The organism is Arthrobacter sp. Y3224055, from assembly GCF_059090825.1.
The window spans coordinates 354,114-376,369 of sequence record NZ_JBNHGB010000005.1 but is presented as its reverse complement, the minus strand read 5'-3'; the positions used below and the strand labels follow the sequence as shown (position 1 = coordinate 376,369).

At 68.5% G+C, this 22,256-nt stretch carries 22 protein-coding genes; 10 read left to right on the top strand and 12 right to left on the bottom strand.

Annotation, left to right across the window (positions count from 1 at the left end; translation table 11 throughout):
• Positions 1–15 precede the first annotated feature (15 nt).
• From AC5RTY_RS14060 to AC5RTY_RS14050, 3 genes are read left to right on the top strand one after another with little or no spacing between them, the layout of a single operon-like run.
• The gene (locus tag AC5RTY_RS14060) at positions 16–1,293 is read left to right on the top strand and encodes an AI-2E family transporter (RefSeq protein ID WP_494139717.1); all 1,278 of its coding nucleotides are present in this window, start codon (positions 16–18) and stop codon (positions 1,291–1,293) included.
• Positions 1,290–2,528, top strand: a complete 1,239-nt coding sequence (ilvA, locus tag AC5RTY_RS14055) for a threonine ammonia-lyase (protein WP_494001470.1) — start codon at positions 1,290–1,292, stop codon at positions 2,526–2,528. The genes AC5RTY_RS14060 and ilvA overlap by 4 nt, the downstream gene beginning before the upstream one ends.
• A 2-nt stretch (positions 2,529–2,530) precedes the next feature.
• On the top strand, positions 2,531–3,106 hold the full coding sequence (locus AC5RTY_RS14050; RefSeq protein ID WP_494023642.1) for a rhomboid family intramembrane serine protease: 576 nt from the start codon (positions 2,531–2,533) through the stop codon (positions 3,104–3,106).
• 94 nt (positions 3,107–3,200) lie between these two features.
• On the opposite strand, the gene greA is transcribed toward AC5RTY_RS14050, so the two are convergent.
• Together greA and AC5RTY_RS14040 are read right to left on the bottom strand one after the other, a co-directional pair.
• Positions 3,201–3,692, bottom strand: a complete 492-nt coding sequence (gene greA / locus AC5RTY_RS14045; protein WP_494139716.1) for a transcription elongation factor GreA — start codon at positions 3,690–3,692, stop codon at positions 3,201–3,203.
• A 268-nt stretch (positions 3,693–3,960) separates the two neighbouring features.
• Complete coding sequence (locus AC5RTY_RS14040) at positions 3,961–4,410, bottom strand: DUF4307 domain-containing protein (protein WP_494014376.1); 450 nt, start codon at positions 4,408–4,410, stop codon at positions 3,961–3,963.
• A gap of 54 nt (positions 4,411–4,464) precedes the next feature.
• Here AC5RTY_RS14040 and mca point away from each other — a divergent pair, with 54 nt between their 5' ends.
• The 3 genes from mca (at position 4,465) to AC5RTY_RS14025 (ending at position 7,955) form a co-directional block, all read left to right on the top strand.
• Positions 4,465–5,379 carry a mycothiol conjugate amidase Mca gene (mca, locus tag AC5RTY_RS14035; protein ID WP_494001466.1) on the top strand — a complete coding sequence of 305 codons (915 nt, stop codon included), beginning with the start codon at positions 4,465–4,467 and terminating at the stop codon, positions 5,377–5,379.
• A gap of 63 nt (positions 5,380–5,442) precedes the next feature.
• Positions 5,443–5,796, top strand: a complete 354-nt coding sequence (locus tag AC5RTY_RS14030; protein WP_494026081.1) for a hypothetical protein — start codon at positions 5,443–5,445, stop codon at positions 5,794–5,796.
• A gap of 2 nt (positions 5,797–5,798) precedes the next feature.
• Positions 5,799–7,955, top strand: a complete 2,157-nt coding sequence (locus AC5RTY_RS14025; RefSeq protein WP_494139715.1) for a thioredoxin domain-containing protein — start codon at positions 5,799–5,801, stop codon at positions 7,953–7,955.
• A 34-nt stretch (positions 7,956–7,989) separates the two neighbouring features.
• Here AC5RTY_RS14025 and trhA read toward each other — a convergent pair whose 3' ends face one another.
• The gene (gene trhA / locus AC5RTY_RS14020) at positions 7,990–8,751 is read right to left on the bottom strand and encodes a PAQR family membrane homeostasis protein TrhA (RefSeq protein WP_494139714.1); all 762 of its coding nucleotides are present in this window, start codon (positions 8,749–8,751) and stop codon (positions 7,990–7,992) included.
• A gap of 124 nt (positions 8,752–8,875) precedes the next feature.
• Here trhA and AC5RTY_RS14015 point away from each other — a divergent pair, with 124 nt between their 5' ends.
• Positions 8,876–9,637, top strand: a complete 762-nt coding sequence (locus AC5RTY_RS14015) for an isoprenyl transferase (protein ID WP_494001462.1) — start codon at positions 8,876–8,878, stop codon at positions 9,635–9,637.
• A 267-nt stretch (positions 9,638–9,904) separates the two neighbouring features.
• Positions 9,905–11,302: an RNA 5'-3' helicase PhoH2 gene (gene phoH2, locus AC5RTY_RS14010; RefSeq protein WP_494139713.1), complete on the top strand. Its 1,398-nt coding sequence runs from the start codon at positions 9,905–9,907 to the stop codon at positions 11,300–11,302.
• 135 nt (positions 11,303–11,437) lie between these two features.
• On the opposite strand, the gene AC5RTY_RS14005 is transcribed toward phoH2, so the two are convergent.
• The 4 genes from AC5RTY_RS14005 to AC5RTY_RS13990 all read right to left on the bottom strand — a co-directional run bounded on the left by AC5RTY_RS14005 (position 11,438) and on the right by AC5RTY_RS13990 (position 15,681).
• Positions 11,438–12,784, bottom strand: a complete 1,347-nt coding sequence (locus tag AC5RTY_RS14005; protein WP_494139712.1) for a sensor histidine kinase — start codon at positions 12,782–12,784, stop codon at positions 11,438–11,440.
• Positions 12,774–13,436 carry a response regulator transcription factor gene (locus tag AC5RTY_RS14000; protein ID WP_494139711.1) on the bottom strand — a complete coding sequence of 221 codons (663 nt, stop codon included), beginning with the start codon at positions 13,434–13,436 and terminating at the stop codon, positions 12,774–12,776. Before AC5RTY_RS14000 ends, AC5RTY_RS14005 begins: the two co-directional genes overlap by 11 nt.
• A gap of 100 nt (positions 13,437–13,536) precedes the next feature.
• Positions 13,537–14,490, bottom strand: coding sequence for an AfsR/SARP family transcriptional regulator (locus AC5RTY_RS13995; protein ID WP_494139710.1), 954 nt, complete (start codon positions 14,488–14,490; stop codon positions 13,537–13,539).
• A gap of 402 nt (positions 14,491–14,892) precedes the next feature.
• The gene (locus tag AC5RTY_RS13990) at positions 14,893–15,681 is read right to left on the bottom strand and encodes a hypothetical protein (protein ID WP_494139709.1); all 789 of its coding nucleotides are present in this window, start codon (positions 15,679–15,681) and stop codon (positions 14,893–14,895) included.
• A gap of 56 nt (positions 15,682–15,737) precedes the next feature.
• Between AC5RTY_RS13990 and AC5RTY_RS13985 the strand changes: the two genes are divergently transcribed.
• Positions 15,738–16,244 (top strand): prepilin peptidase, encoded by a 507-nt coding sequence (locus AC5RTY_RS13985; protein WP_494023650.1) that lies wholly within the window; start codon positions 15,738–15,740, stop codon positions 16,242–16,244.
• Between the two features lie 52 nt (positions 16,245–16,296).
• On the opposite strand, the gene AC5RTY_RS13980 is transcribed toward AC5RTY_RS13985, so the two are convergent.
• From AC5RTY_RS13980 to AC5RTY_RS13960, 5 genes are all read right to left on the bottom strand, one after another.
• Positions 16,297–16,527, bottom strand: a complete 231-nt coding sequence (locus AC5RTY_RS13980) for a hypothetical protein (RefSeq protein ID WP_494001455.1) — start codon at positions 16,525–16,527, stop codon at positions 16,297–16,299.
• Positions 16,528–16,569: 42 nt separating this feature from the next.
• Positions 16,570–17,880 carry a S8 family serine peptidase gene (locus tag AC5RTY_RS13975; protein ID WP_494139708.1) on the bottom strand — a complete coding sequence of 437 codons (1,311 nt, stop codon included), beginning with the start codon at positions 17,878–17,880 and terminating at the stop codon, positions 16,570–16,572.
• 289 nt (positions 17,881–18,169) lie between these two features.
• Positions 18,170–19,597 (bottom strand): class II fumarate hydratase, encoded by a 1,428-nt coding sequence (locus AC5RTY_RS13970; protein WP_494139707.1) that lies wholly within the window; start codon positions 19,595–19,597, stop codon positions 18,170–18,172.
• A gap of 124 nt (positions 19,598–19,721) precedes the next feature.
• The gene (locus tag AC5RTY_RS13965) at positions 19,722–20,336 is read right to left on the bottom strand and encodes a carbonic anhydrase (protein ID WP_493978642.1); all 615 of its coding nucleotides are present in this window, start codon (positions 20,334–20,336) and stop codon (positions 19,722–19,724) included.
• Between the two features lie 61 nt (positions 20,337–20,397).
• Complete coding sequence (locus tag AC5RTY_RS13960) at positions 20,398–20,991, bottom strand: DUF4245 domain-containing protein (RefSeq protein ID WP_494139706.1); 594 nt, start codon at positions 20,989–20,991, stop codon at positions 20,398–20,400.
• Positions 20,992–21,241: 250 nt separating this feature from the next.
• Here AC5RTY_RS13960 and glpX point away from each other — a divergent pair, with 250 nt between their 5' ends.
• The gene (gene glpX / locus AC5RTY_RS13955) at positions 21,242–22,231 is read left to right on the top strand and encodes a class II fructose-bisphosphatase (RefSeq protein WP_494001868.1); all 990 of its coding nucleotides are present in this window, start codon (positions 21,242–21,244) and stop codon (positions 22,229–22,231) included.
• Positions 22,232–22,256 lie beyond the last annotated feature (25 nt).

The following is a 22,256-nucleotide window of genomic DNA, read 5'->3' as shown; positions in this document are numbered from 1 at the left end:
GAAACTATTGGGTGTATGAACCGGTCCTTCCCCGAAAACCGTCCGCTGCCGGCCGGACGTTTGGCCGGAGTTGACGGCCAACACCACGTTCGCGAGGACGTTCCCTATGCGCTGCGGATCAGTGCGGCCTGGGCGTGGCGGGTGGGATTGATCCTGGTGGTGGGCGGACTGTTGGTCTGGCTGCTCAGTTTCGTCTCGCTGCTGATCATCCCGTTGATGGTCGCGGCCCTGATCGCCGCCTTGATTTCACCCGTCGTCCGGTTCCTGCTCAAGGCCAAGGTTCCCAAGAGCCTGGCCGTCGTCATCACCATCCTGGGCTTCCTGGGGCTGATTGGCGGGGCGCTCTCCCTGGTCGGCCGGCAGCTCTACATCGGCTTCAGCGAGCTGTGGGACCAGGTGATGCAAGGCATCGGCCAGGTCCAGGGCTGGCTGACGGACGGGCCGCTCCGCCTGACCAACGAACAACTCAACGACTACCTGAACGAAGGCCTGGACCAGCTGCAGAACAACAGCAGCGCGATCTTCTCCAGCGCCCTGAGCGTCGGGTCCACCGCCGGGCACCTGGTTACCGGACTGCTGCTGACCATCTTCGCGCTGATTTTCTTCCTCTACGACGGCGACCGGATCTGGCGTTTCATGGTCGGCCTGCTGCCCAAGAAGGCGAGGGCGGCCGGCTATGGCGCCGGCCGCCAGGGGTGGACCTCCATGGTCCACTACATCCGGGTCCAGATGTTCGTCGCTTTCGTCGACGCCGTCGGCATCGGCGCGGGCGCGGCCATCATCGGCGTGCCACTGGCACTTCCGCTGGGCGTCCTGGTATTCCTTGGCTCCTTCGTCCCGATCGTCGGCGCCCTGCTCACCGGGTTCGTCGCCGTCCTCCTGGCGCTGGTGGCCAACGGCTGGGTCAACGCGCTGATCATGCTCGCCATCGTGCTGGGGGTTCAGCAGCTGGAGGGCCACGTGCTCCAGCCGCTGATCATGGGCAAGGCAGTCTCGCTGCATCCCCTGGCCGTCGTGCTGGCCGTGGCCGGCGGCTCGATGGTCGCGGGCGTCGCCGGCGCACTCTTTGCCGTCCCCCTGCTGGCGATCCTCAACGCGGTCGTGAAGTACATCGCCGCCCGCGGGTGGGAAACCGACCCGGCCTTGGGCGCGCCGCCACCGGCGGAAGAGCCCTACCGGGCGCGGGAACCGGCACTGGCTTCGCCGGGTCCCGGAAATCCGCCCGAGCCCTCAGACCGGGAACCCTCCCGCCGACGCCGCGTCCTGCTGCACAGAAAAGAGACCGACAAGTGACAGTCACCGCCCAGCTTCCCGTCACGCTCGACGATATCCAGGCCGCCCGGAAAACCCTCGACGGCATCATCGCCAAGACGCCGATCGAACAATCGCGCGCCCTGGGCCGGATGGTCGGCTCCGACGTGTTCTTCAAATGCGAGAACCTGCAGCGGGCCGGGTCGTTCAAGGTCCGGGGTGCCTACGTGCGGATGGCCGGGCTGTCCGATGCGGAGAAGGCACGCGGCGTCGTGGCTGCCTCCGCCGGCAACCACGCGCAAGGCGTGGCGGTGGCGGCGGCCCGCCTGGGCATCAAGGCCCGCATTTTCATGCCGCTCGGTGTCGCCCTGCCGAAGCTGGCGGCCACCCGGGGCCACGGCGCCGAAGTCGTGTTGCACGGCCACAATGTGGACGAGGCACTCGCCGAGGCGCAGCGCTACGCGGACGAGACCGGAGCGGTCTTCGTGCATCCGTTCGACAACCCGGACATCATCGCCGGGCAGGGCACGCTGGGGCTCGAGATCCTGGAGCAGGTCCCCAACGTCGAGACCATCGTCATGGGCGTCGGCGGCGGGGGACTGCTGGCCGGCGTCGCCACGGCCGTCAAGGCCAGGGCGAAGGAACTGGGCCGCGAGATCAGGGTAATCGGCGTGCAGGCGGAGAATGCGGCCGCCTACCCTCCCTCCCTGGCCGCCGATGCGCTGGTGCCGCTGCAGAAGGTCTCCACCATGGCCGACGGCATCGCCGTCGGCCGTCCCGGGCAGTTGCCGTTCTCCATCATCCGGGAACTGGTCGACGACGTGGTCACGGTTAGCGAGGACGCCCTGGCCCGCGCACTGATCTTCCTGGTGGAACGGTCCAAGCTGGTGGTCGAACCCGCCGGTGCCGTCGGCGTCGCCGCGCTCATGGAGGGTGTCATCCCGGACCCTGGCACTACGGCGGTGATCCTCTCCGGCGGAAACATAGATCCGATGCTGATGCTGAAGGTGATCCAGCGGGGGCTGTACGCTTCCGGCCGGTTCATGTCCGTGCGGATCATGCTTGACGACCGACCCGGCTCGCTGGCCACGATCTCGCGCATCATCGCCGAATCGGACGCCAACGTCACGCGCGTGGACCATACCCGCATCGGCGGGTCCATCAGCATGGGCGATGTTGCCATCACCATCGACATCGAGACAAAGGGCCACGAGCATTGCGAACTGGTGCTCGGCAGCCTCCGCGCCGCTGGCTTCCAGCCCATCGTCGTCCACTGACCGTGGCCGCCGGAAGCCGTGGACTGCGCCCCGCCCCGGCGCTGGCCGGTGCCGGAGCACTGGCGGCATTGCTCTGGGTGGTCTTCCTGGTCAACATCCTCGCCGGCGGGTACTTCAGCCTGCTGCTGGGCATCGCGCCACGGCGGCTCGACGGGCTTGACGGTGTGGTGTTCGCGCCGCTGCTGCACGCCGACACCGGCCACCTGTTGAGCAACACGGTCCCGCTGCTGGTACTCGCGTTCCTGACGCTGCTGGAGGGAATCCGGCGGTTTTGCGTGGTGCTCGCCTGCAGTTGGCTGGCCTCCGGGCTGGGGGTCTGGCTGACCGGTGCGGGCCTGACCATCGGCGCCTCGGGCCTGGTCTTCGGGCTGTTGGCCTACTTGTTGGTGCGCGGCTTCTACAATCACAGCTGGCGCCAGATCCTGCTGGCCGCGGTCATCTTTCTTTTCTACGGTTCGGTGTTGTGGGGAGTCCTGCCGACGGCGCTGCCCGGGATCTCCTGGCAGGCGCACCTGTTCGGGGCGGCCGGGGGAGTCGCCGCCGCCGTGCTGCTGCGCCGCAGGCGGGGCCTGCGCTGAACCCGTTCCCGGCGTGCGCGGGCCGACGCCTGCTGCCGCATACGCCGAAGGCGGGCTCCCGCAGGAGCCCGCCTTCGACGATGATGGTGCGTAATCAGCCGGCGTAAGGCTTGGCGGAAATGATCTCCACACTGATCTGCTTGCCGTTAGGCGCGGCATAGGTGGTGGATTCTCCCGCCCGCAGGCCGTGGATGGCCGCACCCAGCGGAGACTTTTCGCTGTACACGTCCAGTTCGGATTCGCCGGCGACCTCGCGGCTGCCCAACAGGAAGCGCTCGGGGTCGCCTGCGATCTTCGCTTCGATGACCATGCCCGGCTCCACGATGCCGTCGTCGGCGGGTGCCTCGCCCACGTGGGCGTTGCGCAGCAAGTCGGTGAGCTGACGGATCCGGGCCTCGGCCTTGCCCTGTTCTTCCTTGGCGGCGTGGTAACCGCCGTTTTCCTTGAGATCCCCCTCCGAGCGGGCCTGTTCGATGCGGTCGACAATCTCTGCCCGGCCGGGGCCCGAAAGGTGATCCAGTTCAGCCTTCAGGCGGTCGTAGGCTTCCTGAGTGAGCCAGGCGACGGGTGCGCTGGAAGTGGACACGTAGTTCTCCTTAATTGCTGCCGGTACCGCTGGAGGCGGGCCGGCACGGTGGCTCTTTGCACAAAAGGCCGCCAAGGTGGCGGCCACTCCATGCAAAGACCCCGCCGTGAAGGTGAATCATTCGTTCTGGGAGTTCCCAGTTCACCGGGGGGCGGGGCAATGTATTTGCTCAATTGTAGTCAGCCGCCGCCGGTTTTCCCAATAACTCGATGGCAAAAGAACCGCGGCAGCCTGGAAAGGCACGCCGCGGGTGCGCCCGGCGGGAGGGTCAGCCGCCGGTGCCGGCGGGCCAGCAGCTGTCCACGCCGCCGGAAACGGCCAGGGATTCGGTCCGGAGCTGGACGCGGTGCGCCGTGGTCTGGGCGGTAGCCCCTTCGGCGGCGGGCCCGATCGTGGCGACCTTCCAGCCGACGACGGCGTAGTTCTCACTGAGGGCCTGAACGGCGCAATGGACGGTGGCCTCGGGATCCTTGGTGACTTGGAAGTCCACGGTGATGTGGCCGGCGTCGGCCACGGCAAAGCCAACGTCCTTGCTCTCGATCTGCGGCCCGTCCTGGCCCAGGGCAAAGAAACCGGCGCCGATGATGGCCACGCCCAAAGCCCCGCCGGCCAGTGCCAGTTTGCTGCGGCGGGACAGCGTCCGCCGCGGTGTGCCGTAACGTTCGGAAACCGTTAAGCTGGGGGGAGTCTGAGGGGTTCGGGGGCCGGAGGTGCTCACGCCCTCAAGTTTAGCTTCCCACCCACCCACGCAAGATTTCCCAGGAGCAGCCACGTGAGCTTCGATGCAGCCCAGCCGGCGCAGAGTGAGGGACTGCGCCTGCTGGCGGTCCACGCCCATCCGGACGACGAATCCAGCAAGGGCGCCGCGTCCATGGCGCGTTATGCCGCCGAAGGCGTCCAGGTGCTCGTCGCCACCTGCACCGGCGGTGAACGCGGAGACATCCTCAACGCGGAGGCCGCGTCCGATCCGCAGGCGCACCGGGACCTGGCCGGTTTGCGGCGGGTGGAGATGGCCCGGGCGGCGGCGGAGCTGGGCGTGCAGCATCGCTGGCTGGGGTTCGCAGATTCGGGCCTGCCGGAAGGGGATCCGCTGCCGCCGCTGCCGTTCGGCAGCTTCGCCACCCAGCCCCTCGAGCGGGCGGCGGCTCCGCTGGTGAGGCTGGTCCGCGAGTTCCGCCCGCATGTGGTGATCAGCTACGACGAGAACGGCGGCTACCCGCACCCGGACCACATCATGGCCCACAAGGTGGCGGTGGAGGCCTACCACGCTGCCGGTGATCCGGAGCGCTACCCGGACGCGGGCAGTCCCTGGGAGCCGCTCAAGCTCTACTATGACCGCGCGTTCAACCCGGAACGGTTCCGGGCACTGCACTACGCCCTGGAGGAAGCCGGGCTGCAGTCGCCCTACGCCGCACGCCTCGCGGCGTGGCTGGAGGCCGACGCCGAGGGGCATCAGCCGCCGATGCCGAACCACCGCACCACCACGCAGATCGACTGCGGCGACTTTTTCCGCCACCGCGACCGCGCGCTGCTGGCGCATCGAACCCAGGTGGAGCCCACCGGGTTCTTCTTCGCGGTCTCCGAGGAGATGCAGCGGACCGTCTGGCCGTGGGAGGATTTCTCGCTGATCCACGCCCGGGTGGAGACCAGCGTGCCGGAAACGGATTTTTTTGCGGGCATAAGATAGACCTTGCAGCCAACCAGCACCGGAGCCGAATTTTCCGGGACGCAGCCAGAAAGAGACTGAAACTTGCCCCTGATCCAGATCCTTGCCGCCGTCGCCGCCGGTGCCGGCGAACCCAGTCTCCGGCCCGGCCTTGACGCTGACCAGGTTTCGCCCGGCCCTTGGGGCTTCTTCTTCACCTTTGGCCTCGCGGCCGTGGTGGTTTTCCTGATCTGGGACATGAGCCGGCGCATCCGGCGGGTGCGCTACCGCGCACAGGTGGAGGAGAGCGGCGGCCAAGATTCGCCCGCGGCCGGGCCTGAAGCGTCCGGGCAGGCGGGCCCCGCCGGCGGGGGCGGGTACGCCGACGGCGGCGGCACCGAAACGGGGAGCACTAACGAACGCAGCGGCCGCTCGGGCCGCCCGGACCGCCGGGAGTAACCATGGCCGGCAGACTGCGCTCGGAGGCTTCGGCCTACTTGCGCCAGCATGCCGGGAACCCGGTGGACTGGTGGCCGTTCGGTGACCAGGCCTTTGAACAGGCACGTCTGCGCGACGTGCCTGTTTTCGTTTCGGTCGGCTATGCGGCGTGCCACTGGTGCCATGTGATGGCCGGTGAGTCCTTCGAGGACGAGGTCACGGCCCGGTACCTGAACGAGCATTTCATTCCGGTCAAGGTGGACCGGGAGGAACGCCCGGACGTGGACAACGTCTACATGGCGGCCACGCAGCTGATGACCGGCCAGGGCGGCTGGCCGATGAGCGTCTTTACCCTGCCCGACGGCCGGGCCTTCTACGCCGGCACCTACTTCCCGCCGCGGCCGCTGCCGGGCCAGCCATCCTTCCGCCAGGTGCTCCAGGCGGTCCATGAAGCCTGGGAGCAGCGCCGGGACGCCGTTGAAACCACTGCCGGCTCGCTGGCCGAGGCCCTCGCGCAGGCGGGGGAAGCCAACCGTGAGCTCCTCGGGGACCTCACTCAGGGGTCCGACGACGCCGCCGATCGGTCCCGCGATCCCGGGCAGGGACCCGTGCAGGTGTCCACGGGCGGCTGGGGTGCGGGCCGCCCGGTCCTCGAGCAGGCCGTCGAGGTCCTGGCGCGGCAGGAGGACACCGTCTTCGGCGGGTTTGGCGCGGCACCCAAATTTCCGCCGTCGGCCGTGCTGCACTTCCTGCTCCGGCATGCCGCGGCCTCGCGGTCCGACACGGCTGGCCAGGCCGCCGCGCTATCGTCCCGGACGTTGCAGGCCATGGCCGGGTCCGCGTTGTACGACCAGGTGGAGGGCGGCTTTGCCCGCTACGCGGTGGACCGTCAGTGGTCCGTGCCGCACTTCGAAAAAATGCTCTACGACAATGTCCAGCTGCTGCGCGTGTATGCGCAATGGGCCTTCCAGTCTTCGGTCGGGGCCGAGAGGGACCTGGGGCGCGCGGTCACGGCCGGCACGGCGGACTGGATGGTGGGCCGGCTGCGGTTGGCGCACGGCGGGTTTGCGTCCTCGCTCGACGCCGACACCGTCGTCGACGGTGTCCACCACGAAGGCGCAACCTACCTGTGGTCTCCGGCAGAGCTGCGGGAGCTGCTCGGCGCCGACGACGGCGGCTGGGTTGCCTCCGTGATGGGCGTGCGCGAGCGGGGCAACGTCACCGCCACCGGCTCGACCTTGCACCCGGGACGACTGCTGGAACCGGACGAGCGGCAGCGGTGGGAAGGGCTGCGTCCGGTGCTGCTGGCCGCCCGGCAGGAACGGCCGCAGCCGGAGCGGGATGAAAAAGTCGTCGCCGGGTGGAACGGCCTGGCCGTGGCCGGGCTGGCCGAAGCCGGCGAGCTGCTGGGGCGGCCCGAGCTGACCGCCGCCGCGGTGGCCGCCGCGGACTACCTGCTGGCCGTGCACCTGGACGGCTCCGGCCGGCTTGCCCGGGTGTCGCACAACGGCACTGCCCAGCACTTCGAAGGCTTGCTGGAGGACTACGCCGGCTGCGCGGAGGGGCTGTTCTCGCTGTATGCGGCCACCGGGGAGCCCCGCTGGTATGCCGCCGCGGAAGCGCTGGTGCTGCGCGCGGAGGAGCTGTTTTTGGAGGCGGGACAGCTGAGCGACCAGGCGGCCCCCGCCGCCCAGGTGGCTGCCGCCGCCGGATCCGTTCCGCCCGCGGATCCGCTGGAGAGCGCCACTCCCAGCGGCACCGGCCTGTTGGCCGGCGCGTTGGCCACCTATGCCGCCTACAGCGGCTCCGCCCGGCACCGGGAGTTGGCGGGCCGGCTGCTGGGTTACCTGGAGCGGATTGCCGTGCGCGCCCCGCGTGCCGCCGGGTGGGGCCTGGCCGCTGCGCAGGCACTGGCGGCGGGGCCGGTAGAGCTGGCGGTCACGGGGGCTCCGGGCGCGGCCGCCGAACTCATAGCCGCGGCGCGCGCAACCGGCAGCCCGGGCCTGGTTGTCGCGCGTTCCGGAGAGGCCCGGCCGCCGGAGGGGGCGCCGCCGCTGCTGGCTGATAAGCCCGCCCCGGCTGAAGGTGCGCTGGCTTACGTGTGCCGCGGGATGGTGTGCCGGCGGCCGGTGGCAACCGTCGACGGCCTGCTCGCCGAGCTGGGCGCGGGAGCAGGCTGAGTCCGGCACTTTTTCCGGACGCCCGTGGTGAGAGTCAACCGGAGTTGCCGAGCACCGCGATCATGATGGCGAGGTAATGGCAGGCGAAAGCCACCACGGTGCAGGCATGGAACAGCTCGTGGAAGCCGAACCAGGTGGGAGAGAAATCCGGCCGCTTGATCCCGTACACCACTGCACCGCCGATGTAGAGGACTCCTCCCGCGCAGATCAGGACCGCCGCGGGCACGCTGGCAGCGAAAAAGTCGGGCAGGTAGAACAGCGCGGCCAGCCCGAGTGCGCAATAAACCGGGACGTAGAGCCAGCGCGGGGCGTGGGGCCACAACACCCGGAACCCGACGCCGGCGATGGCGCCGGCCCAGATCAGCCACAGCAGCAACGTGGCCTTCGCCGGCTCCAACAGTGACCAGGCCAGCGGCGTGTACGTTCCGGCGATGACCAGCATGATGTTGGTGTGGTCCAGGCGCTTGAGCACCAGCTTGACGTGCGGGCTCCAGTTGCCGCGGTGGTAGACGGCGCTGACCCCGAAGAGCAGCACGCCCGTGACGGCGTAGACCGCGCAGGCCCATTTGGCCGCTGCCGTTGGTGCCAGCGCCACGAGGACGATCCCGGACACCAGGGCCAGCGGGGTGGCCCCTGCATGCAGCCAGCCGCGGAACTTCGGCTTGATGTTGAGCGCGTCGGCTACCTGCTCCACGGCCCGCTCGATGGGGCCGTCCGTCGCCTCCCGCCGGGCGGGGGAATCCTCGTAGCTGCCCCGGTAACCGGAGGGCCCGGAGGCGGCGCCGTGTTCACTCATGCGGTAATTCTAGCGGCCGCCGCCACCCCTTGTTACCGGCCGGTAACAAGGAGTGGCGCGGAACCGGCCGGGCGGGGGGATAGAATTCTAAGTCGTGAACGGGCGATCAGGAAGGCGGGGTGCGGTGTCTCTTCCCGGCGTCCTGTACCGCCTGTATGAGCGGCGGCTGCAGCGTTCGCTGGCGCCCGACCGTATCCCGGGCCACATCGGTGTGGTGGTCGACGGTAATCGGCGCTGGGCCAGGCTGGCCGGGGCGCCCACCCGGGAAGGGCACCAGGCCGGAGCCGACAAGATCCTGGAGTTCCTGGGCTGGTGCGGCGACCTGGGCATCAAGGTGGTCACGCTTTACATGCTGTCCACGGACAACATGGGCCGTTCGGAAGACGAGTTGCGCGAACTGCTGGGTGTCATCGGCAACACCTTGGACCGGTTGGGCGAAGGCAAGAACGTGCGCGTCCATCCCGTCGGCGCGCTGGAGACGCTCCCGGCCGACCTCGCGGCCAAACTCAGCGATCTGGGGGAGCAGACCGCGGGGGTTAACGGCGTCCACGTGAACGTGGCCGTGGGCTACGGCGGCCGCCGGGAAATCGTTGACGCGGTCAAGGGCCTGCTCCGCCATGCCGACGCCGAAGGCAAGAGCCTGGCAGACGTCGCGGATACGCTGGCGGTCGAGGACATCTCCGGCTATCTCTACACCAGCGGCCAGCCGGACCCGGACCTGGTCATCAGGACCTCGGGTGAACAGCGGCTCTCCGGCTTCCTGATGTGGCAAAGCGCCTACAGCGAATACTACTTCTGCGAGGCCCTGTGGCCGGATTTCCGGCGCCTGGACTTCCTGCGCGCGCTACGCGACTACGCCAGCCGGCAGCGCCGTTTCGGCGCCTGACGCGGCCGGCGGAGCGGGCGGCGGGCCGGCGTCGTTGCTGTTACGCAAAATTCACTGAAACGATTTCTTCCGCGCCCTTGTCTTAGTGAATTACATCCGCGTAATTTAGGACTATCAGTCGGCAAAACCGCAGATTGATCGGGAGGCCACCAGTTTGATGCGCACAGCGAAAGCCGCATCGGGGGAGGCCGGTTCCGGCCTGGTGGCCCTACCGTCCACGCCCCGCTTCACACAGTCGGAGCCGTCGCGCTCCGGACGGGAGCAAGCATGACCGCCACCAAGAATCCGCACCCAGCCGTCACGACCGGACCCGGGAAGCAGCCCGCCGCTGCCACCTCGTCCGGTCGTTCTGTTTCCGCCGGGGAAGCGGAAACAACCCGGGCGTCGTATGTCCTGGACACTTCCGTGCTGCTGTCCGATCCGCGGGCACTGCTGCGCTTCGCCGAGCACGAGGTGATCCTGCCGGTGGTGGTGATCACCGAGTTGGAAGGCAAGCGGCACGACCCGGAGCTGGGCTACTTCGCCCGCCAGGCACTGCGCCTGCTGGACGACCTGCGCGTACAGCACGGCGGTCTGGACCAGGCCATCCCGCTGGGGGCGGAGGGCGGCACCCTGCGGGTGGAGCTCAACCATGTTTCGTCCGACGTGCTGCCGGCCGGATTCCGCGGCGGCGACAACGACAGCAGAATCCTGGCCGTGGCCAAGAACCTGGCCGTCGAGGGCCGCAACGTCACCGTGGTCTCCAAGGACCTGCCCCTGCGGGTGAAAGCGTCGGCGCTGGGGCTTCGCGCGGACGAGTACCGCAACGAACTGGTCAAAGACTCCGGCTGGACCGGCGTGGCCGAGCTGGATGTGGCCGACGACGACGTGACCGCGCTGTATGGACACGAGCCGGTGTTCATCCCGGAGGCGGCGGAGTTGCCCGCCAACACGGGCCTGGTGCTGCTGTCCACCCGCGGGTCGGCCCTCGGCCGGGTGGGGGCCGACAAACAGGTGCGCCTGGTCAAGGGCGACCGCGACGTGTTCGGTTTGCACGGACGCTCCGCGGAACAGCGGCTGGCCATCGACCTGCTGATGGACCCGGAGGTAGGGATAGTCTCCCTCGGCGGACGGGCCGGTACCGGCAAGTCCGCCCTGGCGCTGTGCGCCGGGCTGGAGGCGGTGCTGGAGCGGCGCGAGCACCGGAAGGTGGTGGTGTTCCGCCCGCTGTACGCCGTCGGCGGCCAGGAACTCGGGTACCTCCCGGGTTCGGAAGCCGAAAAAATGAATCCGTGGGCCCAGGCGGTGTTCGACACGCTCGGCGCCTTGGTTTCGACCGAGGTGGTCGAGGAAGTTATGGACCGCGGCATGCTGGAAGTGCTGCCGCTGACCCACATCCGCGGACGCTCGCTGCACGACTCGTTCGTGGTGGTGGATGAGGCGCAATCGCTGGAGAAGAACGTGCTGCTGACGGTGATGAGCCGGATCGGCCAGAACTCCAAGATCGTCCTCACCCACGACGTGGCGCAGCGCGACAACCTACGGGTCGGGCGCCACGATGGCATCGCCGCCGTCGTGGAAACGCTCAAGGGACACCCGCTCTTCGGTCACGTGACGCTGACACGGTCCGAGCGCTCGCCCATCGCGGCCCTTGTCACGGAGCTGCTGGAGGGCGCCGAGATCTAGCCTGCGGCCTTCGCGTCCAGGGGCGGGAAGCGGGCTGCCGCAGCGTGGCCCGCTTTCCGCCGAAGGCAGCCGGCCGATCGTCGCCTCACCGCACCGGGGGTTGCCGCCGGCCGCGCCCCGGCAGGCGCCATGCAACTACTGCCCGGCAGGAAAGGTCATGACGATCCGGGTGCCGGCGCCGGGGGCGGATTCAACCTGCAGCGTACCGTCGGCCTCGCGGACGGTGTCGCGCATGATCCGGAGGCCGAAGTGTTCGGCCCGCCGGGCGGCCTCAGGAGTAAAGCCGACGCCGTCGTCGACGACCTCCAGCACCACTGCAGCGTTGGACTGCCTCAGTGAAACCTTGACCAGCCGGGCGGAAGCATGCTTGGAAGCATTGGTCACGGCTTCACGTGCCGCCCGGTAGAGCAAATCGGGGCAGGCGAGGGCGGCAGGCTCGGGGAAGTCAATTTCCAGTTGCCAGTCCGCTCCCCGTTGGCGGACCAGCACACCCAATCCGTCGAGCGCAGCCGGCAGGCCCTCGGCCGACAGGTCCGGCGGGTACAGCGTCAGCGTGATCCGGCGCAAGTTGTCGATGCTGACCTTCACAATATTCCGTGCCAGCGCATGAAAGTCGCTGTCCGTGGCGGTCTGCTGCTGTTCGCGCGCTTCCAGGCTGTAGGCCAGCCCCGCCAGCTCCTGGATGACGCCGTCGTGGAGGGTCCGGGCCAAACGCCGGCGTTCCTCCTCGGAGGCGGCGATCGATTTCTGCAGCAGTCCACGCCGGATTTCACTGGCCTTCCGCATGCGGCGCGCCATTCGAAGTGCCGGTCCAAGCTGGAGCAACTGCAGCACGGCCAACGCGACGAGGATGACGGGCAGGATGCCCAGCATCTCGTCCTGCATGCGGTTGATTTCGTTCGCCGGGTGAGACAGTTCGAAGATGTAGTCATTTCCATCTCCGGCCTGTGCCCGAACATACACGTTGACCAGCTCGGCGCGGCCCAGCCCGAAGATGTTGCCGCCGGGGGGACCTTCGACGACGCTGACGGGTGCATCCTCCTGCAACCGGGCCAGGAGCTGGGCCGGGAGGTCGATCTGCTGTCCGATCAGTTCATCGACGTCGGAATAGACAATCGAGCCGCCGAGATCCCGGACGGTGACCCGCAAAATGTGGCCGTCGTCGATCATGGGGTCCACTTCGCTGTCCAATTCGGCCACGGCCTCCGGAACCCCGGCCAGCGCATCCGCCGTAAGGTCCTGGGCGAATTGGTGGTCGACGATTTGTGTGGTGCGTTCCGCGGCGTGGAGGAGGGCATGGTCGGCAGCCAGCGAGCGGGCGACCATGATCACCGGCACCGTGACGATGATCAGTGCCGCAAGCCCCGACAGTGCGAAGCGGCGCAGGGCCGCCTGCATTTCCGAGGGCTTCCGGCGGCGGGACCCAGAGGGTGTTTCAGCGAGGATGCTGCGCCGGTCCTGCGCAGCCACGTCAACGACCATGCCCGCCGTCCAGCAGTTCCAGCCGCTGGGCGGTGGCGACGGCTTCCAGCTGTGAATGTGCGCCTAGCTTGGCCAGGATCGACTTCACGTAGCCCCGGCACGTGTGCGGGGATATCCCCAGCCTCCGGGAATTCGTGCGGACGTCGTTGCCTGCTGCCATGAGGGCCAATACCTGGTGCTCGCGTTTGGTCAGGGCAGGCCTGTCCACTGCCGTGGCCGGTGGAGCGGTGACGTATCGAGTGAGCGCGGACGGGTTGACCGACATGCTGCCGCTCCTGGCGTTCCGGACCGCCTCAAGCAGCGTTGACAGGGAACCGTCTTTGGGCAGGAAGCCGCAAAGACCCGAGGCGGCGGCGCGCGCCAGTACATTCAGCGACGGGTTACCGGTCAACAAGATGATTCGGGTCTCCGGGGCAGCCTGCAGGATTTGCTCGGCCGCGCCGACCCCGTCACCGTCGGGCAGGTGGTAGTCCATGATGACCACGTCGGGCCGGGCCCGGCGGCACAAGGCAACCGCCTCGCTCACACCGGCGGCGCTGCCCACATTGACCAGATCCGCTTCCCGGTCCAGCGCATCAGACAGCAACTCCGCGAAGGTCGTGTGATCATCCACGACGGCGATGCGTAGTTTTTGCTCCCCCAAAGAGCTCACTCCAGTTCCCCAACTCAAGACACAAAGGACTTGACCCCACCTTGAGTATGCACGGCGCGCGCCGGGAAGTACATATCGGGGCCGGCGGGGTCACCCGGCCTCAGCTGGCTGCGAGCGCCTTGCGCAGGAACGAGCTGACGATGTCTCCCGCCGCCATGTACTGGGGTCCGGCCGTGGCGTCGACTGTTAAGTGTTCCTTCCGGTGCTTTGCTGCGGGCGGGGTCAGCCGTTCGTTGAGCAGCAGCAGCGCCGCCAGGACTTCCGAAAGGCCCGACTGGGCGTCAGCGGTGGCCTTCAGCAGCCGCACGTGGATCTCCTGAAGGGCCGGGCCGGGGGCACAACCGAGGTCGCGGCCGAACAACCGCCGGCACCGTTCGTAGGCCTGCAACCCGTCGGCATGCCGTCCGCAAAGCTCCAGGCCACGGATCAGGACTGTCCACGCCGCTTCATTCAGCGGAGAAGCAGCAACGCACCGCTGGGCCCAGAGCACGGCGTCGTCGGGCCGATGCAAGGCCAGCGCGGCCTCCGCAGCCAATTGTTGGGCGTGCTGCACCGTTTCCGCATGGCCCGAACGGGCCTCTTCCGCCCAATCGGGAGTCAGCTCGTCGCCCAGCAGCGGCTCCGACGCGAGTGACAACGCCTCGGCCAACAAGGGGTAGGCCCTCGGCGGTTCGGCAAACTCGGCGGCCCGCACCAGGGCCTGGAAGCGGTGCAGGTCGACGTCGACCATGTCCCGGTCGATCATGTAACCGCCGTTGGCTGTGCGCAGCGGCCCCGTCTTTGCGCAGCCAGGCTGCAGGTTGCGCCGCAGGATGCTGACATAGCTCTCCAAGGTGGCCAGCGCTTCACCCGGGGCGCGGCCGCCCCACAAGAGGTGCACCAGCCGGTCCTTCGACATCGGCGAACCGACGTGCAACAGCAAGATTTCCAGCACCTGACGCGGCTTTGGGCCGCCCAGTTTGTCGGCGGTCAACACGGTTTCGCCGCGACGGATCCGTAAATTTCCGATCATTTGCACGGCCATGGGCATGGCCCATCCACTCAATTGCTCCACGATTCCCCCTCGCAGCACGCACCCCCCAATGAGTGCACTACCATCGTGCGCTGACTCCCCGACGGCGGGACAGCCTCGCCTGAGGGGGGCCGATACCCCTAATGTGAGGGGGACCGGGACGGCACCGGCTTTTTCCAAGGATGAATGGGGACTCTGGACACGTGACCCCGGTGGCTTCGGCGCTGCACCTCACGGCCGGCCGGGCGCACGCCGCCGGGCCCTGGCCCCACCCCTCAACGCCAGGGCCCGGCCGCGCGCCCTGCACCGTCCGGACGACCGGAGAGCCACCGGGCGTGGGCCCGGTCGCGCGCCCTGCACCGTCCGGAGAGCCACTGGGCGTGCTGCACCCCAGGCGGCCGGGCGTAGTGACGCCGGTGCACACCGGCGCGCTCCGCCGCGCCCTCAGGCGGGATACGGGCGCACGGGCCAGGGAATGTGCTCCCGCACGTCGGTGAGGTTCATGCTGACCTCGAGGAACAGGTCGTCGAGCATGTATTCGTCCACTCCGAGGATGGTCAACGAATGACCGCCGCCCTGTTGAGGCCCGTCCATGGCAACGGCGGAAACACAGACGCCGGTCCGCCAGTCGACCCGCACCTCGGTGCGGCCCTCGGGAAGCAGCGGATGGCCGGCGTCGTACGGTACATACGTCTGGTTGGGCGAGACGACCGCCTCCAGCGCCTTCCGGCCCTGGTGCTCGACCTCCCGCAGTTCATGGATCTCCACGGGGTTGGCGAAGGGCGCCTCATAGGCCACCGGCGCGCTGCCGGCCAGCTCAACCGGATCCAGCATCGCGGACCAGCGCCCGTTGCCGAAGACCGGCTCACCGTAGGCGGCCTCGGGCCGGCGGCGCACCAGATGGATGTCGTTGAATACCGGAGTGACCAGATGCGGAGGCAACAGCCACGACTTGCGTGTCGCGCTGACGTAGAAACCGTCCCGGGAGTCGTTAATGCCGGTGGTGCTGTACAGCAGCCTGCCGTCGGCCGACTCGACCCGAAGCGCTCCGGGGCGCCGGGTCCACGCACGCAGCATGCCGCCGGAAGCGTCCGGCTCCGGCGCATCCGGGTGGACGGCCCGGAGCTCAAACCGCAGCGATTCCCACTTCCACGGGGAAGAACGGCAGAGGCACCTGAAGGTCTCCGCGTTGCCGGCGGCGTCGCCGGCCTTGAGCACGCTCCCGCCGTTCATATGCACAGTGTAGCCGCCGGCTCCTGCGGATCAGGCGAGTGCAGTAGGTTGGGTCCATGGTCGAGCAACTGGCGCTGCTGTGGCCCGGCCATGCATTCGCGTTTTGGATGCTGTTGGCCGCCGGCGGCTATCTGCTGGTAATCGGAACCCGGCTCAGCTGGATCGACCTGAGGACGCACCGGCTGCCGAACCGCATCATTTTCCCGGCCTACGCGGTGTCCGGAGTGCTGCTGCTCGCGGCCTCCCTCGCAGGCTACGAAGCCGGCATGTTCTGGCGGGTGCCGGCCGGCGGCGCTCTGCTCTGGGTCTTCTATTTCGCCGTCCGGCTTATTTATCCGGCCGGCATGGGATTCGGCGACGTCAAACTGGCCGGGGTGCTGGGGATGTACCTGGGCTACCTGGGGTTTGAACACCTGCTGCTGGGCACGTTCGCGGCCTTCCTGCTTGGCGGCGCGTACGGGGTGTTGCTGGTGGTGCTGCGGCGCGGAACGCTGCACAGCGACATTCCATTCGGGCCGTTCATGATCGCCGGCACGTGGGCGGCGCTGCTGCTGCCGACGTAGCCGCGAAGCGCGGGTCAACGACGCGCGGGGCGTCCCGGTTTGTCCGCCGAGCCTATTGGATATCGGAGTCGGGAGGGGGCAGGACGAACTGCCGGTCTTCGTCCACGGACTCGACGCCCTCGATTCCGGCAACAGCGGCACGCTGTCCCTCCGGCAATGAACCGGTAATCATGCCCAGGGATGACAACACGTTTTCCACCCGCATGCCGCCGGCTGCCAACTGCTCGGCAATCCGCCCGGTATCGGAGAGGTAGTCGTGGCGCACCGTCACGGTGATCTGCATACCCCCATGATAGGTCCGGCGGCCCCTCCCGGGGGAAGCGGGTCACTGCGGGGCAAGAACCAGCCCTGCCCCGACGTCGACGGAGGGCACGGGCAGCCGCTCCGCTTCCTGCACCAGCGTGGCCCACAGTTCCAGGCCGCGCCGGCCGGTAGCCTCTGACCACAGGGCCGCCACGCCGGCGGCGTGGGGCGTCGCCATGCTGGTGCCGCTGATGGTGTTGTAACGCTTCGGCATGGGCCAGGACGAATACACCTGGAACCCGGGACCGGCGCAGTCCACCTGCCCGCCGCGCAGGGGGAGGCTGCGGGCGGAAAAGAACGCGACCTCCAGGGCCTGGTCCAGCGCGGCCACCCCCATGATGAACGGGCTGTTCGCCGGGGCGCCGACGAACCCGAACTCGCCTTTCCGGCGGTCGGCATTGTTTCCCGCGGCGGCGATGATCAGGGAACCCTGCTCCAGCGCCCGGCTCCCGGCGGCCGTGTAGGGCGGGTGGATTTGTGCGACGTCGGCTCCCAGGGACATGGAGATGACGGCACAGCCGTTGCCCACGGCCCAGTCGATCCCGGCGAGGATGCCGGCGTCGGTCCCCGAACCGGCGTTGCTGAGGACCTTGCCGGCGAAGATCTCCGCTTCGTGGGCCACGCCGTAGCGCGGGCCGGTGCCGGGGGCCTTGGGGCCGCACGCGGTCCCGATGCAGTGCGTGCCGTGGCCGTGTCCGTCCTGCGGCGGCTCGCCCGGGATGAAGGAGGCGCTGGTGATGCTGCGTCCGGCGAAATCCGGATGCGTCTCGTCGAACCCGGTGTCCAGCACGGCTACGCGCACGCCTTGCCCCGAATAGGGCGACGAGACGGCCCTGGTGGCCTGCTGTCCCCAGGTGAAGTTGTTGTTGTCGGCGAAGCCCGCCGGTGCGGGGCCCGCTTCGTAGCGTTCGTGCCGCCGCGCGGCGAGCCTGCCGGACAGGTCGGTCACTCCGTCGCGGTAGCCGGCGGCGTAGTCATCGGCCGGACCGAGCACGTCGTGGATGAGTTCCGGCGAGACCGAGAGGACACGGTGCCGGGCAGCGGTACTGACTTGGAGCGAACTGATCTGGTCCGGGCCGGCGGCGACGACGGCGATGCCCAGGTTTGCGAAGACCGTTGCGTCGGCGCCGGAGGCCGCGTCCGGGTCCACCCCGCGGGTGCCGAAATCGCGGCTGTCCGCGACATTCGACAGGCCGGCGGCGTCGGCCAGGAGGCCGGCACACTCGTCGGATGGGCCGTAAAAGACGACGATAAAGCGTCCGGTGGTCTTCGGCTGCCCGGGCACGGAATAGTCGGCCGTCGCCAGGGACGGGGGCTGCGAATCGCCAATCACGGAGACCTCCTGGACGCTCTTCCACCGGGTCCCCGACGGGCCGGCAGGCAGCCCTGGCTGGGCCGTTCATCCGCCGTCCACGGGGACGTGTGCGCCTCATCCTAGTCCCGGAGGCCGACGGTTCAAGCTCCAGGCAATCGTTTCAGCCGGTCGGGGCCAAAAAAGGCTGCAGAGCCCCGTCCCGACGCCGATCCGGCCCGGGTGAGCGGCGGCCGGGGGCGCCGTACACGCTGAAGGGCGCCCCCGCCGAAGCAAGAGCGCCCTTCAGAATCCGCGATGGACCGGCCGGCTACTTGGCCTGCGGCGGGACGGTCATCGAGAGCACGTCCAGGGCAGAATCCAGCTGCTCTTCGGTCAGTTCGCCGCGCTCCAGGAAGCCAAGGGCCACAACCGACTCGCGCACGGTCAGGCCTTCCTGGACCGAGTGCTTGGCGATCTTGGCGGCGTTTTCGTAGCCGATGAACTTGTTCAGCGGGGTCACGATCGAGGGGGAGGCCTCGGCCAGGAAGCGGGCGCGCTCCACGTTGGCGGTCAGCCCGTCGATCATCTTGTCCGCCATGACGCGCGAAGTGTTCGCCAGCAGGCGGATGGACTCGAGCAGGTTGGCGGCCATCACCGGGATGCCCACGTTCAGCTCAAAGGCGCCGTTGGTGGAGGACAGGGCGATGGTGGTGTCGTTGCCGACGACCTGGGCGGCAACCATGATCGCCGCCTCGCAGATCACCGGGTTGACCTTGCCGGGCATGATCGAAGAACCCGGCTGCAGGTCGGGGATGGCGATCTCGCCCAAGCCGGTGTTCGGGCCCGAACCCATCCAGCGCAGGTCGTTGTTGATCTTCATGAACGCGTAGGCGATGTTGCGCAGCTGCCCGGAGGCCTCGATCAGGCCGTCGCGGTTGGCCTGGGCCTCGAAGTGGTTGCGGGCCTCCGTCAGCGGCAGGCCGGTGTCGGCGGCCAGCAGTTCGATCACGCGCTGCGGGAAGCCGGCCGGGGTGTTGATGCCGGTGCCGACGGCGGTGCCGCCCAGCGGAACCTCGGCCACGCGCGGCAGTGATGCCTCGATGCGTTCGATGCCGTAGCGCACCTGGGCGGCGTAGCCGCCGAATTCCTGCCCGAGGGTGACCGGCGTCGCGTCCATCAGGTGGGTGCGGCCGGACTTCACCACATCCTTGAACTCCTCGGCCTTGCGCTCCAGGGAAGCGGCCAGGTAGTCCAGCGCGGGGATCAGCTCGTTGATCAAGGCCGAGGTGGCGGCCACGTGCACCGAGGTCGGGAAGACGTCGTTGGAGGACTGCGAGGCGTTGACGTGGTCATTCGGGTGAACCGTCTTGTCGCTGCCGGCGCCGCGCAGCGCACGGGTGGCCAGTTCGGCCAGGACCTCGTTCGTGTTCATGTTCGACGAGGTGCCGGAACCGGTCTGGAAAACGTCGATCGGGAAGTCGCCGTCGTACTTGCCTGTGGCTACTTCGTCCGCCGCCGCGGCGATGGCCTTGGCCAGCTCGCCGTCGAGCACGCCCAGTTCGGCGTTCGCGGTGGCCGCAGCCTTCTTGATCCGGGCCAGGGCCTCGATGTGGGCGCGCTCCAGCGTCTTGCCGGAGATCGGGAAGTTCTCGACGGCGCGCTGGGTCTGCGCACGGTAGAGGGCGTTGACCGGAACGCGGACCTCGCCCATGGTGTCGTGTTCGATGCGGTATTCAGCAGAATCAGCAGAAGTCATGGCTCCAAGCTTATGCCTGCGGCGCACCGGTTCCGAATTGTGTTGCGGCACGGCGGCGGCTTGGATGAGGCGGCGCCGAGCGGGCCTGCGGCCCCCGGGGCGGGGCGTCCGACCCCGGTCGCGGCTAGAGGGCCCCGTGCCCTGCGACGAGCTCGGCGCGGCCGTCCGCGAGCCGGTAGGCCACGCCGACGACGGCCGTGCGGCCGGCCTCGACCGCCTCCGAGATGGCCCGCGAACTGTCCAGCAGGCGTTCGGAGGACTGCCGGACGTTTTCGATCACCATGTCGTTGAGGTCCTCGAGGCCGGCACGCCGGGCGGCCAGCACCGACGGGGTGATCCGTTCCACGAGGTCCCGCAGGCCGCCGCGCGGCATTTCCCCGGTGTCAATCGTGTTCTTTGCCGCCGTCACGGCCCCGCAGCTGTCGTGGCCCAGGATGACAATCAACGGAACGTTGAGCACATCCACGCCGTACTCGAGCGATCCGATCACCGCGTCACCGAGGACGTGGCCGGCGGTGCGGACCACGAACGCATCGCCGAGTCCCAAATCGAAAATGATTTCGGCGGCCAGCCGGGAGTCGGAACAGCCGAAGATGATGGCGAACGGATGCTGCTCGTTGACCAGCGAACTGCGCCGGGCGGCGTCCTGGTTCGGGTGGACTGACGTACCTGCCACAAAGCGGGCGTTGCCGTCGATGAGTTTTTGCCAGGCCTGGGCGGGAGTCAATGAGGTGGGCACGAAGCAACCTTACTGCTTCGTGCGTCCCTGCCCGTGCACCGGTTTCCGTGTCGGGGCGGGATTACTCGCTGTCCAGGTCTTCCACGATCGCGGTGGCCAGGACATCGAATTCGTCCAGCTCCGCGGTGCCGGTCAGGATGACGGTGAATCCGCCGTGCTCCAGCACGAGGCTGCGCTCGCCCGCGCCGGCGTCGCGCAGTTCCCAGGTGGCACCCGCTTCGCGCTCGCCGGTGACCGGCGCGTTGTCGGTTGCCTGGCCGACCCAGGTGGGGTTGGCTTTGTCGGTCTGGATCAGTCCGATGTACTCTTCGCCCGGCGTGATGTAGCCGACTTCCCACGCCGCCACCTGCGCGGTTCCCCCGGTATTCCACCGGGCGTAGTTGGACGTCCAGCCCGCCGGGAGGTCGACGGCGAGCGGCAGGTAACCGGCCGTGGACTCGGCCTGCAGGGCGACCCCCGGGACGTCAATATTACGTTCGTAGACTCCGGGCTTGCTGCCCGGATTCAGGAACATCACCGGCAGCAGCACGGCGAGGGAGAGCCCCACGGCCATCAGCATGCCGACCACCGGAGCCTTCGCGCGGTTGGCCTGCTTGGCCGTCAGCACTGGCTTGACGGGCAACTCGGTCGATTCTTCGGGACGCGCTTCACTCACGGTTCCATGATCTCAGATGCCCGCCGCTGCGCGCACACGCCCGCGACGCCGGAACGGAGGGCGGGCCGGCCGGTCCGCGCGCTGGCCCCCGGGGCGGCGACGACTATGATCGAAAGCAATGGAAGATGTCCGCACCGCAGATGCATCCATCACGGCACCGCAGCCGGTGCTGTCTGAAGAGCTACTCGAAGATGAGGTCGAAGTGTCCCACGAAGCCCAGGCTGACCCCTTTTCCAACTTTCCGCCGTCCATGCGCGTCGGCGACAACGAGCCGGACCGAAACCTGGCGCTGGAACTGGTGCGCGTCACCGAAGCCGCGGCGATCGCCGGCGGCCACTGGGTCGGCTACGGGGACAAGAACGGTGCCGACGGCGCCGCCGTGGACGCCATGCGCGCGTTCCTGTCCACCGTCAGCTTCAACGGGGTGGTCGTCATCGGTGAGGGCGAAAAGGACGAGGCCCCGATGCTGTTCAACGGCGAAAAGGTCGGCGACGGCACCGGCGCCGAGTGCGACGTCGCCGTGGATCCGATCGACGGCACCCGGCTGACGGCGCTGGGCATCAACAACGCGCTCTCCGTGCTCGCGGTCTCCGAGCGCGGCACCATGTTCGACCCCTCGGCCGTGTTCTACATGGAGAAGCTGGTCACCGGCCCCGAAGCGGCGGACCTGGTGGACCTGCGGCTGCCCATCAAGCAGAACCTGCACCTGATCGCGAAGGCCAAGAACAAGAAGATCAACCAGATCAACGTGATGATCCTGGACCGCGACCGGCACAAGCCGTATGTCGAGGAGATCCGCGCCGCCGGCGCACGCACCAAGTTCATCATGGACGGCGACGTCGCCGGCGGCATCGCGGCCGCCCGCGAGGGCACCGACGTCGACGTCCTGATGGGCATCGGCGGCACCCCGGAGGGCATTGTGACGGCCTGCGCCATCAAGTCCTTGGGCGGCGTGATCCAGGGCCGGCTCTGGCCCACCACCGACGAGGAAAAGCAGAAGGCCATTGACGCCGGCCACGACCTGGACCGGGTGCTGACCACCGATGACCTGGTCACCAGCGACAACTGCTTCTTCGTGGCCACCGGCATCACCGACGGCGACCTGCTGCGCGGCGTCCGCTACAAGAACCACAAGGTCCTCACGCAGTCGATCGTGATGCGGTCCAAGTCCGGCACCATCCGCTTCGTCGAGGGCGAGCACCAGGAATACAAGTGGGACCGCTTCGAGCGCAAGCTCTAGCCACCTGCAGCGAAGGAAAACCCCG

Excerpts from the sequence above, each read along its gene's own strand:
- AC5RTY_RS14005 (WP_494139712.1), bottom strand. The coding sequence starts at position 12,784 with ATGGTCGTTGACGTGGCTGCGCAGGACCGGCGCAGCATCCTCGCTGAA.
- glpX (WP_494001868.1), top strand. The coding sequence starts at position 21,242 with ATGCGCGTCGGCGACAACGAGCCGGACCGAAACCTGGCGCTGGAACTG.
- AC5RTY_RS14025 (WP_494139715.1), top strand. The coding sequence starts at position 5,799 with ATGGCCGGCAGACTGCGCTCGGAGGCTTCGGCCTACTTGCGCCAGCAT.
- AC5RTY_RS13985 (WP_494023650.1), top strand. The coding sequence starts at position 15,738 with ATGGTCGAGCAACTGGCGCTGCTGTGGCCCGGCCATGCATTCGCGTTT.
- trhA (WP_494139714.1), bottom strand. The coding sequence starts at position 8,751 with ATGAGTGAACACGGCGCCGCCTCCGGGCCCTCCGGTTACCGGGGCAGC.
- AC5RTY_RS13970 (WP_494139707.1), bottom strand. The coding sequence starts at position 19,597 with ATGACTTCTGCTGATTCTGCTGAATACCGCATCGAACACGACACCATG.
- AC5RTY_RS14060 (WP_494139717.1), top strand. The coding sequence starts at position 16 with ATGAACCGGTCCTTCCCCGAAAACCGTCCGCTGCCGGCCGGACGTTTG.
- phoH2 (WP_494139713.1), top strand. The coding sequence starts at position 9,905 with ATGACCGCCACCAAGAATCCGCACCCAGCCGTCACGACCGGACCCGGG.
- AC5RTY_RS13980 (WP_494001455.1), bottom strand. The coding sequence starts at position 16,527 with ATGCAGATCACCGTGACGGTGCGCCACGACTACCTCTCCGATACCGGG.
- AC5RTY_RS13990 (WP_494139709.1), bottom strand. The coding sequence starts at position 15,681 with ATGAACGGCGGGAGCGTGCTCAAGGCCGGCGACGCCGCCGGCAACGCG.